10 protein-coding genes are annotated in these 15713 nt (G+C 62.4%); 8 read left to right on the forward strand and 2 right to left on the reverse strand.

Translation table 11 applies throughout. The annotated features are described in order from the left end of the window. Window positions 1-7 precede the first annotated feature (7 nt). Window positions 8-1534 carry a PucR family transcriptional regulator ligand-binding domain-containing protein gene (locus tag HMPREF2537_RS05790; RefSeq protein WP_371441233.1) on the reverse strand — a complete coding sequence of 509 codons (1527 nt, stop codon included), beginning with the start codon at window positions 1532-1534 and terminating at the stop codon, window positions 8-10. Between the two features lie 111 nt (window positions 1535-1645). Between HMPREF2537_RS05790 and gabT the strand changes: the two genes are divergently transcribed. The 4 genes from gabT (at window position 1646) to HMPREF2537_RS05810 (ending at window position 6861) form a co-directional block, all read left to right on the forward strand. Beyond that, window positions 1646-2971 (forward strand): 4-aminobutyrate--2-oxoglutarate transaminase, encoded by a 1326-nt coding sequence (gene gabT, locus HMPREF2537_RS05795; protein WP_070526318.1) that lies wholly within the window; start codon window positions 1646-1648, stop codon window positions 2969-2971. A 36-nt stretch (window positions 2972-3007) separates the two neighbouring features. Next, window positions 3008-4456 (forward strand): flavin-containing monooxygenase, encoded by a 1449-nt coding sequence (locus HMPREF2537_RS05800; RefSeq protein ID WP_070526322.1) that lies wholly within the window; start codon window positions 3008-3010, stop codon window positions 4454-4456. A 14-nt stretch (window positions 4457-4470) separates the two neighbouring features. Continuing rightward, the gene (locus tag HMPREF2537_RS05805; protein ID WP_070526325.1) at window positions 4471-5451 is read left to right on the forward strand and encodes an alpha/beta hydrolase; all 981 of its coding nucleotides are present in this window, start codon (window positions 4471-4473) and stop codon (window positions 5449-5451) included. A 99-nt stretch (window positions 5452-5550) separates the two neighbouring features. Continuing rightward, window positions 5551-6861 (forward strand): YkvI family membrane protein, encoded by a 1311-nt coding sequence (locus HMPREF2537_RS05810; protein WP_070526329.1) that lies wholly within the window; start codon window positions 5551-5553, stop codon window positions 6859-6861. A 64-nt stretch (window positions 6862-6925) separates the two neighbouring features. Here the strand turns inward: HMPREF2537_RS05810 and HMPREF2537_RS05815 are convergent, their stop codons facing one another. Further along, window positions 6926-8392, reverse strand: coding sequence for a helix-turn-helix domain-containing protein (locus HMPREF2537_RS05815; protein WP_070526332.1), 1467 nt, complete (start codon window positions 8390-8392; stop codon window positions 6926-6928). A gap of 191 nt (window positions 8393-8583) precedes the next feature. Here HMPREF2537_RS05815 and HMPREF2537_RS05820 point away from each other — a divergent pair, with 191 nt between their 5' ends. The 4 genes from HMPREF2537_RS05820 to HMPREF2537_RS05835 all read left to right on the forward strand — a co-directional run bounded on the left by HMPREF2537_RS05820 (window position 8584) and on the right by HMPREF2537_RS05835 (window position 15685). Continuing rightward, on the forward strand, window positions 8584-10641 hold the full coding sequence (locus HMPREF2537_RS05820; protein WP_070526335.1) for a hydantoinase/oxoprolinase family protein: 2058 nt from the start codon (window positions 8584-8586) through the stop codon (window positions 10639-10641). A 38-nt stretch (window positions 10642-10679) separates the two neighbouring features. Then, window positions 10680-12695 (forward strand): hydantoinase B/oxoprolinase family protein, encoded by a 2016-nt coding sequence (locus tag HMPREF2537_RS05825; protein ID WP_070526339.1) that lies wholly within the window; start codon window positions 10680-10682, stop codon window positions 12693-12695. Window positions 12696-12729: 34 nt separating this feature from the next. Next, window positions 12730-14448, forward strand: coding sequence for a helix-turn-helix domain-containing protein (locus HMPREF2537_RS05830; protein WP_070526342.1), 1719 nt, complete (start codon window positions 12730-12732; stop codon window positions 14446-14448). A 118-nt stretch (window positions 14449-14566) separates the two neighbouring features. Continuing rightward, entirely contained in the window at window positions 14567-15685 is a 1119-nt protein-coding gene (locus HMPREF2537_RS05835) for an alcohol dehydrogenase catalytic domain-containing protein (protein ID WP_070526346.1), read from the forward strand. The last annotated feature ends 28 nt before the right edge of the window (window positions 15686-15713 follow it).

Consider the following 15713-nt stretch of genomic DNA (forward strand, 5'->3'; position numbering starts at 1 on the left):
TAAGGCCTCAATCCGGAACGCTGACCCCGAGGATGAGCAGCTCCGCCGCCACGAGGGGATCCTTGAGATCGACTTCCAGGAGATCTTCCAAATCCGCGATGCGCTTGCGCACGGTATGCCGATGCGACTGCAGCTCCTCAGCAGTGCGGCTCACATGCCCACCCGCGCGCAGGTAGACCTCCAGGGTTTCCGCCAGTTCGGTGCCGTGCTCCGCATCAAAGGCGCGCACCTTGCCCCAGGTTTCTTCGGCGCGATTGTGCACCGCACCCTTGACCCGAGGATCCCTGGTCCAGCTCAGCGTCCGCGATTCTGGTCCCGCCAACATTCCTGGCTGCAACCCAAAGGCGAAGGATTCCAATTCACGGACAACTCCTACTCCCAGCTCGGCCCATGGTATAGGTTGCCCCACGACGATGCGCTTGCTTCCGCGAATATCGCGCAACAAGTCTTGCAGGTTCTTCATCGACCGGCTTCCCCTAAAGAGCAGGAGGCTGGAGGATTTATCCAGCGCGTACTCGAAAAGCAAGCGCCCGTGTTCCTGCAGTCGGGCATCCAACGCCTGAATGAAGCGCTGGTGGGCGCGCTCCCCCTCAGATTTCACCAGCACAGGACGCACCCGACCCTGCGCATCACCCACCATGTGGAAGATGCGGCGCATGGGATCTTCTGGCTGGTCCATACCCAACTGAATAGCCATGGCCATGGAGTTGAGTTCGTTTTGGGTGCGCCGCAGCTCCTGCGGGCGCTTCACCGTGAGTTCCGCTAGACCTGCGGCCTGTTTGAGCAGCGCGCGCTCGTTCACACCGAAACTCTCACGCGCCACCGCCAGCAGACCAAAGGATCGTGCGCCGTGGTCGGCCAAGCGCTGGGCCAAAACATTCCACCCGCCGACACGGCGTGCGGCATAGAAGTTTTGAGCGCGGGCATCAGCAATCACTGGTGCCCACTCCACCGGCGGCAGCCCGGGAAGGCTCGACTGCGCGAAGACCCGCCCATCCTTATCCACGAGGCAACAGTGCGCACCCAAAAGTCGGCCGGTCTTGTCCACGAGGGCGTCGAGGCCGGCCACGGCGGCGTCGTTCAGCGCACCCTGCTGGGCAATGAAACGCTCCAGCCCTTCCTCGCGCTGGCGTTGCAGCTCGTCGTGGAGACGCGCGAGCACCGAGACGAAAGGAACACGCAGCGCCACCGTGAAGAGCGAAATATCGCATTCCCGGGCGGCCTCCACCATGGCGGGCGGAACCTCGGCAAAGGCAATCCCAACGCCGAAACCCACCCCCGTTACCCCGCCTTCGGCCACCCTGTGGATGTACTCCGCCAGCTCTTCCGATTTCCCTTCAAACGCCATGCCGGTAAGCAGGATAACCACCCCAGACCCCACAAACTCACGGGGATCGCGCAGCTCACACGGGTGCATTACGGAAAAAGGGCGCCCACAATCGTGCAGAATTTCTATCCCCAAATCAGGCTGATTAGCCAACCATCTCAGGGAAACGCTCCCCTCTTCCAGCCCGACCGCTACCCCCGTATCCATTGTGGACAAATTCTCACCATTCTTTCACCAGATTGTCTATGGCCCTTCTGAAGTTTAGCCATAAGAATGACCCACGTCATAAAAAATTCCGAGTATTAAGGAGCAGACAGCATGCAGGATCTCAAGCACCGCCTCCCCCAGGAGCGGAATGTCTCCACCGCAATCCCTGGTCCTCGCAGCCAGGAGCTGAATGCCGCACGTGAAGCAGACGTCGCTGCTGGCGTCATCCCGGGCTACCCCTCCTACATCACCGACGGTGACGGTGGCGTGCTTGTCGACGTCGACGGCAACACCATCGTCGACTTCGCATCCGGCATCGCCGTGACCTCCGTTGGCGCCTCCAACCAGCGCGTTGCCAAGGCCGTCGCCGAGGCCGCCAGCCACCTGACCCACACCTGCTTCCTCAACGCTCCCTACGAGGGCTTTATCCAGGTGTCCAAGAAGCTCAACGAGCTGACCCCGGGCACCCACGAGAAGAAGACCTGTCTCTTCTCCACCGGCGCGGAGGCAGTGGAGAACGCCATCAAGATCGCTCGCCGCTACACCGGCAAGAACCGCGTCGTGGTCTTCGACGGTGCCTTCCACGGCCGCACCAACCTCACCATGACCATGACCGCCAAGAACAAGCCCTACAAGCAGGGCTTTGGCACCCTGGCCGCTGATATTTACCGCGCGCCGATGTCCTACCCGCTGCGCGACGGCCTCGACGGCAAGCAGGCAGCAGCGCGCACCCTGCGCTACATCGAGCAGTACGTCGGCACCGAAGAACTGGCTGCAGTCATCATCGAGCCAGTGCAGGGCGAGGGCGGTTTCGTCGAGCCGGCCAAGGGTTTCCTCCCGGCGCTGCAGGAATGGTGCACCGACAACGGTGTTGTCTTCATCGCCGATGAAATTCAGGCCGGTATCTGCCGCACTGGATCCTGGTTCGCCTGCGACGATGAGGGCATCATTCCGGACCTCATCACCACCGCCAAGGGCGTGGGCGGCGGCATGCCGCTGTCCGCTGTGACCGGCCGCGCCGAGATCATGGATGCCCCGGACCCGGGCTCCCTGGGTGGCACCTACGCCGGTAACCCGGTGGCCTGTGCTGCTTCCCTGGCAGCTTTCGAGGAGATGGAGGAGCTGGATCTGGCTTCCCGCGCCCGCGAGATCGAGGCCATCACCCGCGAGGAGCTGGAGCCGCTGCTCGAGCTCACCACCGTCGCCGAGGTCCGCGGCCGCGGCGCCATGATCGCCATCGAGCTGGTAGACGACAACAACCAGCCGAACGCTGACCTCACCGCCAAGGTAGCCAAGACCTGCCGCGAGCAGGGCGTGCTCATCCTCACCTGCGGCCTCGACGGCAACGTCATCCGCCTCCTGCCCCCGCTGGTCATCAATGAGTCCACCCTGCGCGACGGCCTCCAGGTCCTGGCCGAAGCCATCCGCGCAAACTAATCCACACCACCACCGTCTAAAAGGAGACACACCACTATGAAGATCTACGATTGCATCATCCTCGGCACCGGCTACGGCGGACTGGGCATGGGCGCCCAGCTGGTCCGCGACGAGCAGAAAGACTTCCTCATCCTCGAGGCTGCCGATGAGGTCGGCGGCGTGTGGCGCGACAACACCTACCCGGGTGCTGCCTGCGATACCCAGGCTCTGATCTACTGCTACTCCTACTTCCTCAACCTTGGCGTCTCCCGCATGTTCGCCGGTCAGGACGAAATGCAGGGCTACCTCAAGGCTCTTGCTGAGGAATTCAACCTCTACGACCACATCAAATTCAACCACCGCATCACCAAGGCCGAGTGGAAGGAAGACCTCAAGGCATGGGAGATCGAGGCCAACGGTGAGACCTACTACGGCCGCGTCTTCGTCGGCGCCTGGGGCCAGCTCTCCAAGCCGAAGATCCCGAACTTCCCGAACCGCGAGGCATTCCAGGGCGTACAGTTCCACTCCGCCGAGTGGAACCACGACGTCGACCTGAACGGCAAGAAGGTCGCCGTCATCGGCAACGCGGCCTCCGCTGTCCAGCTGGTTCCGGAGGTTGCCAAGGAAGCGGAGAAGCTCTCCGTATTCCAGCGCTCCGCAAACTACATCCTGCCGCGCAACCAGGTCATCTTCACCGATGAAGAGCTTAAGGAATTCCAGGAGAACCCGGATTCCTACCGCGCCATCCGCCAGGAGATCCACGAGGTTCGCGAGGAAGGCTTCGACCGCACCCGCAAGGGCACCGATTCCGCGGCCGAAGGTGTCGAGCAGGCCATGGAGCACCTGCGCTCCCAGGTCAACGACCCAGAGCTGGTGGAGAAGCTCACCCCGACCTTCGCCTTCGGCTGCAAGCGCATCCTGCGCTCCGATGACTTCTACCCCACCTTCAACCGTGACAACGTGGAGCTCATCACCGCGGGCATCGAGAAGTTCACCGAGACCGGCATCCGCACCGACGACGGCGCAGAGCACGACTTCGACGTGGTCATCTACGCCACCGGCTTCCACTCCCAGGAGTTCCAGGGTGACCTGCCGATTGCTGGCCGCGATGGCGTCGACCTGCGTGAGCGCTGGGGCAACTCCCCGGAGGCTTACCTGGGCATGTCCGTGGATGGCTTCCCGAACTTCTTCATGCTCTACGGCCCGAACACCAACCTCAACCACCACTCCGTGGTGGCCATGCTCGAGGCTCAGGACCGCTACATCTCCCAGGCCGTTGCGTACCTGCGCGAGAACCCAGAGGCAGCCCTCGACGTGAAGAAGAACGTCATCGACGAGTTCAACACCAAGATCCAGAAGGAGCTCGAGGCATCTGCGTTCTCCGCTGACTGCTCCTCCTGGTACAAGAACGAGGAAGGCCGCGTCATCAACAACTGGTCCGGCAACGTTGCTGAGTACTACGAGCTCACCGACAAGCTCGAGCTCAACGACTACGAGCTGGTCTAGGAGGTAGTTTCACAATGCACACTCTGCACGACGAATACTCCGGGCGCCCCGTCGCTGAGGATGCGTGGAAGGCGCTGAAACCTTTCCGCGATGGTGGGGCGAAGTCCTTCCATAACTTCCCCATCCCGCAGGTGCGTGAGAACTACGTAGCCTCTGCCCACGCCAACCCGCTCCACGAGGAGAAGGAACCCGCGACCACGGATTTCCAGGTCGACCAGTTCCAGGTTCGCCTCTACGACCCCCGCCCGGAGGCGGAGCGCGGACAGGAGACCCCTGCGGTGCTCTACATGCACGGCGGTGGCTGGCTCATGGGCAACCTGGAGACCCACCACTCCTCGGTACGCCGTATCGCGGTGCTGACCGGTCTCCCGGTCGTTGCCGTGGACTATCGCCTTGCTCCGGAGCACACCTACCCGGCGGCTATCGACGATTGCCGCGCCGCCTACCGCTGGTTGTCAGATTCCTCGGCTGAGCACGGCCTGACCGTGACCTCCATCTCGGTGGCGGGTGACTCGGCCGGTGGCCAGCTCGCTGCCACCCTGGCAAACGAGTTTGTGGGCGAAGAGAACGCTGCCAAGCTCAGCTCCCAGATCCTGCTCTACCCGATCACGGATTGCTCTCGCGAGCGAACCGAAAATGGGGCCTCCTACAAGCGCTTGGAGGAGGGCTTCCCGCTGGCATCGGACACCATGCGCTGGTTCATCGATACCTTCGTCACGGAGGAATCACAGCGTACGGCCACGGATCTCTCCCCACTGTTGCTTGACGAGCTCCCAGAGGGTCTGCCCCCGTCACTCGTCATCACGGTGGATAACGATCCGCTGGCGGACGAGGGCATTGAGTATGCCGGGAAGCTAGCTAAGGCAGGCGTCGACGTCACGCACAAACATCTCGTGGGCTACCACCACGGGCTGTTCACCTCCGCCGGTGTCATTGACCGCGGTGAGGAAGAGCTCGCAGTCGTCGCCGAGTTCATCAAGGCGGCAGCGAACTAAAAGCTTCCGCTCCATCACGCACGGGGCAGGCACCTTTCCTAGGCCGCCTGCCCCGTTTGCATAAGTAGAGATTTCTATCCACCTAAAGTTAGGTTCACCATGCTTAAACGCTCATTCGGCATCGCGATGGCCTTCATCGGCGTGCTCGCGGGTGCCTCCTTCGCGTCCGGCCGCGAGGCCCTCCAATACTTCGTTGCCTTCGGCAACATGGGCATCGTCGGTGCCATCGTTACTGCACTGGCCATGACCATCTCCGGTATCACTATTCTCCAACTAGGTTCTTATCACCGTGCCAAGGAGCACACTTCCGTGTTCAACGCGGTGTCCACCCCCATCGTGTCGAAGATCCTCGACTTCGCCACGCTGACCTGTCTCTTCTGCATCGGCTTCGCCATGTTTGCCGGTGCCGGCGCCAACCTTAACCAGCAGTGGGGCTGGCCGGTATGGATCGGCGCGGTCCTCATGCTCGTGCTCACCCTGCTAACCGGCCTGCTCGATGTGGACAAGGTGACCATCGCCATTGGAGTCATCACCCCATTCATCATCATTCTGCTGACCATCGGCACCGTCTACACCGTGCTCACGGCCAACCCCGATTGGTCGCACCTCAACGAGCAGGCGCAGAACATTCCCACCACGCTGCCCAACTGGTGGGTCTCCGCCATCAATAACTTGGGGCTGAACGTCATCGTGGTGGTCTCCATGATGATCGTCATCGGCGGCAACTTCCTCGATGCCAAAGAGGTGGGCTACGGCGGCATTCTCGGAGGCGTATGCTTCCTCTTCCTGCTGGCGGTCCTGGTCGGCGGCCTCTACGTCTCCGTGGGCCCGATCACCGAGGCTGAAATGCCAACGCTGGCCATGATTGAGCAGATCCACCCATGGCTTGGTATCGCCATGTCCGTTGCCATCTACGGCATGATTTATAACACCGCGATTGGTATGTTCTATGCCTTTGCCAAGCGCCTGACCCGCGGCAAGCCGCAGCACTTCTACAAGGTTTATGTCATTTCCGTGCTCATCGGCTTCGTGCTCTCCTTCGTCGGCTTCTCCAACCTCATCGGCTGGGTCTACCCGATTCTGGGATACATGGGCATTGCCATCATGTTCATCATTGGCTTCGCCTGGCTGAAGAACCGCAAGGACCTGCAGTCTGAGGCCGACCTGCGCCGCCGCGCGCGTGAGCTACTCAAGAAGCGCTTTGAGAATGACAACCACCTCTCCGATGAGGAGGCTCGTGAGCTGGTGGCCATCGCTCGCAACTCCTCCATCCCGGAATCTGACTTCATCAAGGAGATCATGACCGAGGTTGATTCCGAGGACATTCCGGAAGAGCTGCAGATCGGTGACGGCAAGCTCCACGCGCTGATTACCGGCAAGCCCATCCCGCGCACCAAGAAGAAGGTGTAGTTCTCTCCGCTCCTCTTCTCACTCTCTACTCTCTCGTCTCCTCTGTGCCCCCGTATCCAGCCGCTTAGCGCTGCATGCGGGGGCGCAATGCTTTCCACAGCGCCCAGAGGACCAGGTCCGCATCGGAGAAGCGGATGCGGTCCCCCAGTGCTTCCAGCCGGTGCCGGACCGTATTGGAATGCACGCCCACGACCTTGGCCGTACGGGCGACGGAAAACCCTTCAGCCTCGTAGGCATGAAAAATCTCTTCGCCGTTCTTGATGGAGCCGATCGCGCGGTCGAGCTCCCCCACCGCATCTTCGAGGCCCCGCTGGCCCAGGTAGGCCGCTGCCTTCTCAATGGCGCTGCACTGAGAAAACTCCAGGTTTTGCAGGTGCAAGGAGTGCTTCCGATCCACCACGACGGCAGCAAGCAAAGCCTGCCGCCACGCCTGCGGGCCCTGCTCGACGGTGTCGAAGCCATCGGAAAGCCCCACTGAGCCGAAGAGCACGTCCGCAATCTTGGTCTCAGTACCCGATTGCGTCGTCAGCACGCAGGTGCGGCCAGCCACATATCCCAGCACCAGTGGCACGCCCGCATCTTGGGCCACGGCGAAGGCTTTGTCCCGGACATCGCTGCGGTAGGAGTCCTTCACGGAGTCGGAGACAATGAGCCGCATCTTCGCATGCTCTGAAAATCCCCTTCTGCGCAAGGTCGTCGCCACCTCCTCCCTATTCGAGTTCTCATCACACAAGGCCACCAACAACGCGCTGGATTCGGCGACGTGGTTGCGCTGAATATTTCGCTGCGCCAGCAAGGAGGCGGTAAGCAGCTCCTCCAATGCCGCAAAGCTAGGGTCATCGAAGTCTGCGTCCTGACTGGTCTGCCTCCCTCGGATCAACCAATAACCATGGTCGAAGGAAGGGCTTTCGCCAGCAATGTCAAGCCACCGGGCAAAGACCTTCCAGCGCCCGACGTGCAAGGTAGTAGTGCTGTGGTTAGTGACCACCGATAGGGAACGGGCAATACTGCGCGCGGGAAGCTCGCCGGCTGCCGCAATGACCCGCCCATCGATGCTCAAGAGCAGCAGGGAATCACCGCTAAACCGGGCAAAGCGCGCGAGGATCTCAGATTCCGGAGCCGGGTTAACCAGACCCGGGCTTAGCTGACCAATGGTGCTCAGCTTCCGCCAGGAGGCAAGGTTGGGCTGGCGCCGAAGCAGCTCATCCACGGCGCGGCGAATGTCTTGGCGCGTCACCCCTCCGGTGCCGTACAAGAGGGCCACGCTGCCATCCACCGAGTCCAGAATTTCCTGCTCATCAAACTCGGACTCAAGGAAGACCACACCGGCGGCATCCGCGAGACGGCGCTGAATGGCGCGGGGCGTTCCCTCCTCTCGGGGCAAGACCAGCCAGCCTGTCACGTCGCCATCGCCCTCAGCACACAATCCCACAAAATCTTCGCTTTCGGGAGCTTTATTAACGCGGCCCAACCGCGGCTCCATCACGACGAGATCGGCGATGCGCAACACCGGACCTTCTTGTGACGCCACTTAACCCTCCGAGAAATAGTGTCCTATCTTACTTTTAATCAGGTAATTCTAGCGGCCTTCAGCCTGGGTTTTTGGAGTTTCCTCCACCTATTTCCACCTCTATTCACCATTTCTCCATTGCCGGCTTCCGGGAAGCATATGAAGATTTCTTCCAACCGAATTCACTAGCCTTTGAAAGAGAGGTCCACACCATGACGGAGACCAAGCCATTTCGCGTATCCGTTGACGTCGGCGGAACGTTCACCGACGTCGCGATCGTTAACACCGACACCCACGAGCTGTCGGTAGCGAAGGTCCCCTCCACCCCGGATGACCCGATGAAGGCGGTGATGAACGGCCTCAAGTCGGCCGACGTCCAGCTCAACCAGGTCGAGGTGTTCTCCCACGGCACCACGGTGGCCACCAATGCGCTGATCCAGCGCCGCTTCCCACCCGCAGCGCTCATCACCACGAAGGGCTTCCGCGATGTCTTGGAGATTCGTGACGGCACCAAGGATGAGCTCTGGGACGCCTACAAGGACGTTGCCGAGCCCTACATCCGCCGCCGCGACCGCTACGAGGTAGAAGAGCGCATCGACTTCGATGGCGCGGAGGTCACCCCACTCGATGAAGCAGAGGCACGCCGCATCGCCGGCATCCTGCGCCGCAAGAAAATTGAGACCGTGGCGATCTGCTTCATCAACTCCCACGCCAACGCTTCCCACGAGGAGCGCATGGCGGAGATCCTGCGCGAGGAGCTTCCCGACGCCGCCATCTCCACCTCCTCCGAAATCCTCCCAGAGATCTTCGAGCACGACCGCTTCTCCACGACCGTCGCCAATGCGGTCCTAGCGCCGCTGGTCTCCGGCTACGTCAACCGCCTGTCCCGCCAGCTGGAGGAAGGCGGCTACGACGGCGACCTGCTGCTCCTCCACTCCGGCGGCGGTTCCATGACCCCGGAGATGGTTTCCCGCTACCCGGTCCGCTTGGCCGCCTCTGGCATTGCCGCCGGTGCCATCGCGGTGCAGGATATCGCTACGCGCTGCGGTTACTCCAACGCGATCGGCCTGGAGATGGGTGGTACCTCCACCGATATCGCCTTGGTCTACGAAGGTGATATTCGCATTACCAAGCAGTGGCAGGTCGAGTACGGCTTCCCCATCTGCTTCCCGTCCATTGAGGTGGGCACCATCGGTGCCGGTGGCGGTTCGGAAGCTTGGATCGATGAGGCAGGATCCCTGCGCAACGGCCCACAGTCGGCCGGTGCGGATCCGGGACCGGTCTGCTACGAGCGCGGCGGCACCGAGGCCACGAATACCGATGCCAACGTCACCCTCGGCCGCCTCGGCACAGAGCTCATCGGTGGCGCGCTGAAGCTGAACCCGGATGCCGCGCGCGAAGCCGTCAACAAGACGGTCGCGGAACCCCTCGGTCTCGATACCGAAACCGCCGCGGAGAACATCGTGCAGGTGGCCAACGCCAACATGGCCGACGCCGTTCGCCTGCTGTCCATCCGCCGCGGCTATGACCCGCGCGATTTCGTTCTCGTCGTCGGCGGCGGCGCCGGCGCACTGCACGGTGCTGAGGTGGCCCGTGACCTCTCCATCCCCACCGTCGTCGTCCCACCGCACCCGGGCGTGACCTCTGCTCAGGGCTGCCTGCTCGTGGACATCCGCCATGACATCACCAAGATGTACCAAGCCCCCGTGGACGAAGTGGACACTGCGGACCTGCGCAAGGAATTCCAGGCGCTTATCTCCGAGGCCCGCGAGCGCCTCCACAAGGAGCATGTCCCCGAGGAGCGCATGAAGTTCAAGCTGACCGCCTCTATGCGCTACCGCGGCCAGTGGCGCTCCCTGACCGTAGAGATTCCGGAATCCGATAACCCGCTGGATGATGCCGTGGCCATGTTCCATGACGAGCACGAGCGCGAGTACTCCTTCGCCGACCGCGAGGGCGCCGTGGAGTTCTACCAGATCGGCCTCATCGCCATCGGTGAGCTGGAGAACCCGCCCTTCAAGCATTACGAGGTTGAAGAGCACGAAGCAGAGCTTCCGGAGACGACCCGCCCGGTGTACTTCTCCGCCCACGGCGGCTGGGCCGATGTCCCGATTTACCACCGCCCGGATTTGAAGGCTGGTGCGAAGCTCAACGGCCCCGCCATCATCGATCAGTTCGACGCCACCACCGTTATTCCGCCAGGAGACCGCGCAGAAATTGATGAGTGGTCCAACATCCGCATCCACATCGGCAAGGCCACCAACGCCTAAGACTCTCGCCTTAAGACTCTCCTTTGAAAGGAATCGACATGACTACAACCCAAACTCAGTCGCAGACGCAGAATAAGTCCTCGTCCAACCGCCGTTCACTCGATCCGGTGACCTTCGAGGTGCTCAAGAACGCCTTCGCCACCTCGGTCAACCTCATGTCCGAGCAGATTCTGCGTACGTGCTACTCCTTCGTTATCTATTCACGCGACTTCTCCTCCGCGCTGTGCGATGCCGAGGGCAACACCGTCATGCAGGGTGACCAGGACATTGCCGTGCACGTGGGCACGCTGCACTTTCAGTGCCAGGCCGTGCTCAAGGAATTTGGGGATGACATCCACGAAGGCGACGTCTTCGCCATCAATGACCCCTACCAGGGCGGCACGCACATGAACGACGTTTCCTTCCTGCGCCCTATCTTCTACGAGGGCACCCTGCTGGCCTTCGCGCAGAACAAGGGCCACTGGGCGGATGCCGGCGGCTCCGTCCCGGGTTCTTTCGATGTTTCCGCCACCAACTACTACACCGAGGGCCTGCGTATTACTCCGGTGCGCGTGTGGTCCAAGGGCGTGTTCCTCAAGGACGTCGCCAAGCTCCTGGCGGGCAACACCCGTAGCCCCGAGATCGTCATGGGTGACCTCAAGGCCCAGGCTGAGGCCACCGCTGTTTGTGAGCGCGAAATCCACCGCCTCGTGGACAAGTACTCGGTCGACATCGTGCGCACCGCGCTGCGTGAGGTCCAGGATTACGTGGAAGACATCGTCAGCGCCCGCGTCGCCGAGCTTGACGACGGCGAGTGGTCGACCGTCGACTACATCGACCTCGACCCGGCCAAGGAAGAAGGCCTCGTGCCGATTAAGGTCACGATGCGCATCAAGGGCGGGCGCCTGTCCTACTCGCTGGATGGCTCCGCACCAGCTGTGGCCAGCTTCCTCAACGCGGGCTATGGTTCCGCGTTCTCCGGAATCGTCGCCGGTACCAAGACCTTCTTCCCCGACGTGCCGCTGAACTCCGGCCTCTACCGCGCCATGGATATCGACCTCGGCCCCGAGGGAACCGTGGTCAACGCCGGCATGCCGCACGCGGTGACCGGCTTCTGTTCCGGCCCCTTCGAGAAGATCATGAACGCCGTCTTCGAACTGTGGTCCCAGCTCATGCAAGAGCGCGCCATGGCCTGTGCCTTCAACCTGGAGTACCTTCTCATCGGTGGTTGGGATACGCGCGATGCGAAGAAGCCGCAGGATAAGGGCGAGTTCTTCATGTGGTACGACTGGATGGCCGGCGGCTGGGGCGGCCGCGTCGACCGCGATGGTTCCTCTGCCACCGCTCCGGTCTTCGGCCCGGGACTAGCGGTCCAGCCGGTGGAAGGCCAGGAGCGCCTCTCCCCGGTTCTCACCAGCCACCACGCGCTGGTCACCGACTCGGCTGGCCCCGGCAAGTTCCGCGGCGGCGTCGGCGTATCCAAGGGCGGCGTGCTCACGGATGCGAACCAGACGGTGATGAGTTACTGCTGTGACCGTTCCCGTTCGGTCACCTGGGGCATCGACGGCGGCTTGCCCTCCATCCCGCAGGGTGTATGGCTCAACCGCGGGACCCCGGATGAGCAGTACCTCGGCGCGCTCTTCTCCAACGTGCCGGTAGGCCCGGGCGATACCTTCGAGCGCCCATCTGCTGGTGGCGGCGGCTTCGGTGATGCGCTGGAGCGTGACCCGAAGGCCGTGCTGGAGGATGTCATTGACGGCTATGTCTCCGTGGGCCGCGCCGCAAAGGACTACGGTGTGGTCATCCGCCCCATCGACCCCGAAATCGATGAGTACGAGCTCGATGAGGAGGAAACCAAGAAGCTGCGCGAGGAGCTGCGCTCCACCCGCCTGGACAAGCTGGCGGAGAACCCGGAGTCCGTGGCAGAGCGCTACAACGCCGGCGAGCTAGACCAGCTCGACTTGGTCCGCCACTACGGTGTCATCCTGGACTGGGCCACCGGTGAGCTCCTGCCCACCACCACCCAGCAGTACCGCGAGCAGATGACCAAGCGTTCCTCCTCCCACTGGAAGTAGGTAGCGCCCCGACTAGCCCCCTAAGCTAGGGGGCATGTCTCTCCTCGGCCCCGTACTCTCCCACCTCGCCAGCGGCACCCGTGTCCCCGACGAGTTGCGAGAGCAACTGGCAGCCGAGGAGCTTGGCGCGCTTCGGGCCGTTGAGGAAACCATGCGCGCCAACCACACGTGGCGGGTGATGTCGACCAAGCTTCTCGACGTCTCCCACATGCTCAACTCGGGCCGCGAATCCACCGATATCTTCCGTGCCATCGTGCGCCACGCGCGCTCCACCATCGGCACGGACGTGGGCTACCTCAGCCTCAACGATGAGGACACCGGCTTTACTAAGGTGCTGGCCACCAGCGGTGTCGTGACGGAGGAGTTCCGCACCATCAATATGCCGATGGGCTCCGGAATCCTCGGCATTGTGGCCGCCACCAACCGCCCGGCGTGGACCTATGACCATTCCGCCGATCCCAACGTCACCCACGTGGATTACGTGGACCGCGCGGTAGAAGCCGAAGGAATCCGCGGGATCCTCGGCGCCCCAATCCGCATTGCCGGACGCACGATTGGCGCGCTGCTGGTGGGCGACCGCCACCCCCGCCACTACACGCACGAGGAAATCGCCGCACTGGAGGTGCTCGGCTCTATTACCTCAGTGGCTCTGGAAAATGCGCAAGTCATCGAAAGTCAGGGAGAGTCCGTCGCGGAGCTTACCCGCTCCCAGATAGCGCTGAGCCGGCACGTGGAGGAACTGCAGTGGCTCAATGAGGTCAACACGCAGCTGCTCCACGTGCTGATGAATAACGCGAGTTTTGAGGAACTCGAACGCGTGTTGGCTGATAGCCTCGATGCACCGGTGTCCCTATGGACCACGGAAGGTGCCCCGAACACTCCCCCAACCAGTACCTTCCCCGTGGAGTTCAACGGGCGGGCCTTAGGCACGATTGGCGTGGACAAAGAGCTCAGCGATGCCGAACTGCGCGTCATCAGCCACGCCTCCGCTGCCTTTACTGCGATTGCTCTTTTTGCCGAAGCGCTTGTCGACGCCACCGCGCGCAAAGTCGATGACCTCGTCTACGCCGTCGCTCTGGGTAATGCTGGGCGCGAGGAGATCGCTCGTCTGCGCCACCTAACGGGAATCAGCCTGAATTCTTCGGTACAGCTCTATTTCGTCGGCTTACACTCGGCAAAGAGTTTGCCGACTCGCCCGCAACTAGAGCACCTTCTGCCGGGAAATGCCGCTATCACACACCACGACCAGCACGTGTGCGTGCTGTACCAGCCGGATCGAGCAATTGATAAGGCACTTGCCCCGCTGCTGTCTGAGTTTTCTGACTTGACGGTTTCTGCCATCGGCTTCGACGGGCTGGATTCGGCACGCAGCGCCCACGATTCCGCTATGGCCTACTTGGAGTCAGCTTTAGCGCTCGGCGTACAAGGCCGCTTAGTCACCGAAGATACCTTGGGCACCGTCGGCCTCATCTTGGGCGCGGACCCGCAGGCGTTGAGCGCGCTGTCCACGCGCACGATCGGCCCGTTGGTGCGTTATGACGCAGAGCATTCCACGGAGCTGACCGATACCGCGCACCACTACTTGCTCTCCGGCCACAGCATCCCGCAAACAGCTCGCGCCATGTTTATCCACCCCAATACGGTGCGCCAGCGACTCGACCGGATCGCTGAGCTCATGGGAGATGAGTGGGCCGTGGGCCAGCGCGGGCTCGATGTCTTCGTAGCGTTGCGCGCCCACGCGCTGAGTAGGTAGAGAATTCCCCACCCATACAACTATTGGGTGTAGGTTTTCCCACACCATTCCCGCCCTCCCCGACGTGACGTGGCGTACATTGCGATGCATTAACCCCATCCGATGTCTGGAGGTATCAATGTCTGACACGATTACCATTCGCGGCGCCGTCCTGGAGCGCTCCGGCGATGAGCGCCCTTACGCCGACTCTCAGCCCATCACCGTGAGCGAGCTCGAGCTCACCGCCCCCGGCGAGGGCGAGATTCTGGTCAAGATCACCGCCGCTGGCCTCTGCCACTCCGACCTCTCCGTGGTCAACAACAACCGCCCACGCCCGCTGCCGATGCTGCTGGGCCACGAGTCCGCCGGCATCGTCGAGGAAATTGGCCCGGGCGTTACCAACGTCAAGGTTGGCGACCACGTAGTCATGACCTTCCTCCCGCGCTGCGGCGAGTGCGCCGGCTGCAAGACCGACGGCAAGATGCCCTGTGAGGTCGGCTCCAAGACCAACAACGAGGGCACCCTCATTCGCGGCACCCGCCACCTCACCCGCAACGGTGAGATGGTCCAGCACCACCTCGGCGTTTCCGGCTTCGCTACCCACGCCGTGGTCTCCGAGCTCTCCGTCGTACCGGTGGGCTCCGATGTCCCGGCGGACATCGCCGCTATCCTCGGCTGCGCCATCCTCACCGGTGGCGGCGCCGTGCTCAACGAGATCGACCCGAAGCCGGAGGACAGCATCGCTGTCGTCGGCCTCGGCGGCGTGGGCATGGCTGCGATCATCACCGCCGCTGCGCTCGGCGTGAAGGAGATCGTGGGCATCGACATGCAGAAGGACAAGTGCGAGAAGGCGCTCGAAATCGGCGCCACCTCCGCCATGACCCCGCAGGAAGCTGAGGAGTCCGGCAAGAAATTCACCGCCGTCGTGGAGGCCGCCGGCCACCCGAAGGCCCTGGAAACCGCATACAAGGTCACCGCACCGGGCGGCCTGACCGTTACCGTTGGCCTGCCAGCACCGGGCTCCACCATCACCATCGACCCGCTCGTGATGACCGGTGAGGCACGCCGCGTGCACGGCTGCTACTTGGGTTCCTCCGTTCCGTCGAAGGACATTCCGAAGTACGAGCAGCTGTGGCGTGAGGGCAAGCTCAACGCCGAGGCCCTGATCTCCGATCACATCAAGCTCGAGGACATCAACGCCGCCATGGACCGTCTGTCTGACGGTGCGGCCCTGCGCCAGATCATCGAATTCGACTAAACGGAGTTCAGCTAAACCTCAACCACTT

It is taken from the genome of Corynebacterium sp. HMSC074E01, assembly GCF_001808885.1.
Taxonomy (GTDB): Bacteria; Actinomycetota; Actinomycetes; order Mycobacteriales; family Mycobacteriaceae; genus Corynebacterium.

Coding starts and splice junctions, on each gene's coding strand:
- HMPREF2537_RS05790 (WP_371441233.1), bottom strand. CDS start 1,534: ATGGATACGGGGGTAGCGGTCGGGCTGGAAGAGGGGAGCGTTTCCCTG.
- gabT (WP_070526318.1), top strand. CDS start 1,646: ATGCAGGATCTCAAGCACCGCCTCCCCCAGGAGCGGAATGTCTCCACC.
- HMPREF2537_RS05800 (WP_070526322.1), top strand. CDS start 3,008: ATGAAGATCTACGATTGCATCATCCTCGGCACCGGCTACGGCGGACTG.
- HMPREF2537_RS05805 (WP_070526325.1), top strand. CDS start 4,471: ATGCACACTCTGCACGACGAATACTCCGGGCGCCCCGTCGCTGAGGAT.
- HMPREF2537_RS05810 (WP_070526329.1), top strand. CDS start 5,551: ATGCTTAAACGCTCATTCGGCATCGCGATGGCCTTCATCGGCGTGCTC.
- HMPREF2537_RS05820 (WP_070526335.1), top strand. CDS start 8,584: ATGACGGAGACCAAGCCATTTCGCGTATCCGTTGACGTCGGCGGAACG.
- HMPREF2537_RS05825 (WP_070526339.1), top strand. CDS start 10,680: ATGACTACAACCCAAACTCAGTCGCAGACGCAGAATAAGTCCTCGTCC.
- HMPREF2537_RS05830 (WP_070526342.1), top strand. CDS start 12,730: ATGTCTCTCCTCGGCCCCGTACTCTCCCACCTCGCCAGCGGCACCCGT.
- HMPREF2537_RS05835 (WP_070526346.1), top strand. CDS start 14,567: ATGTCTGACACGATTACCATTCGCGGCGCCGTCCTGGAGCGCTCCGGC.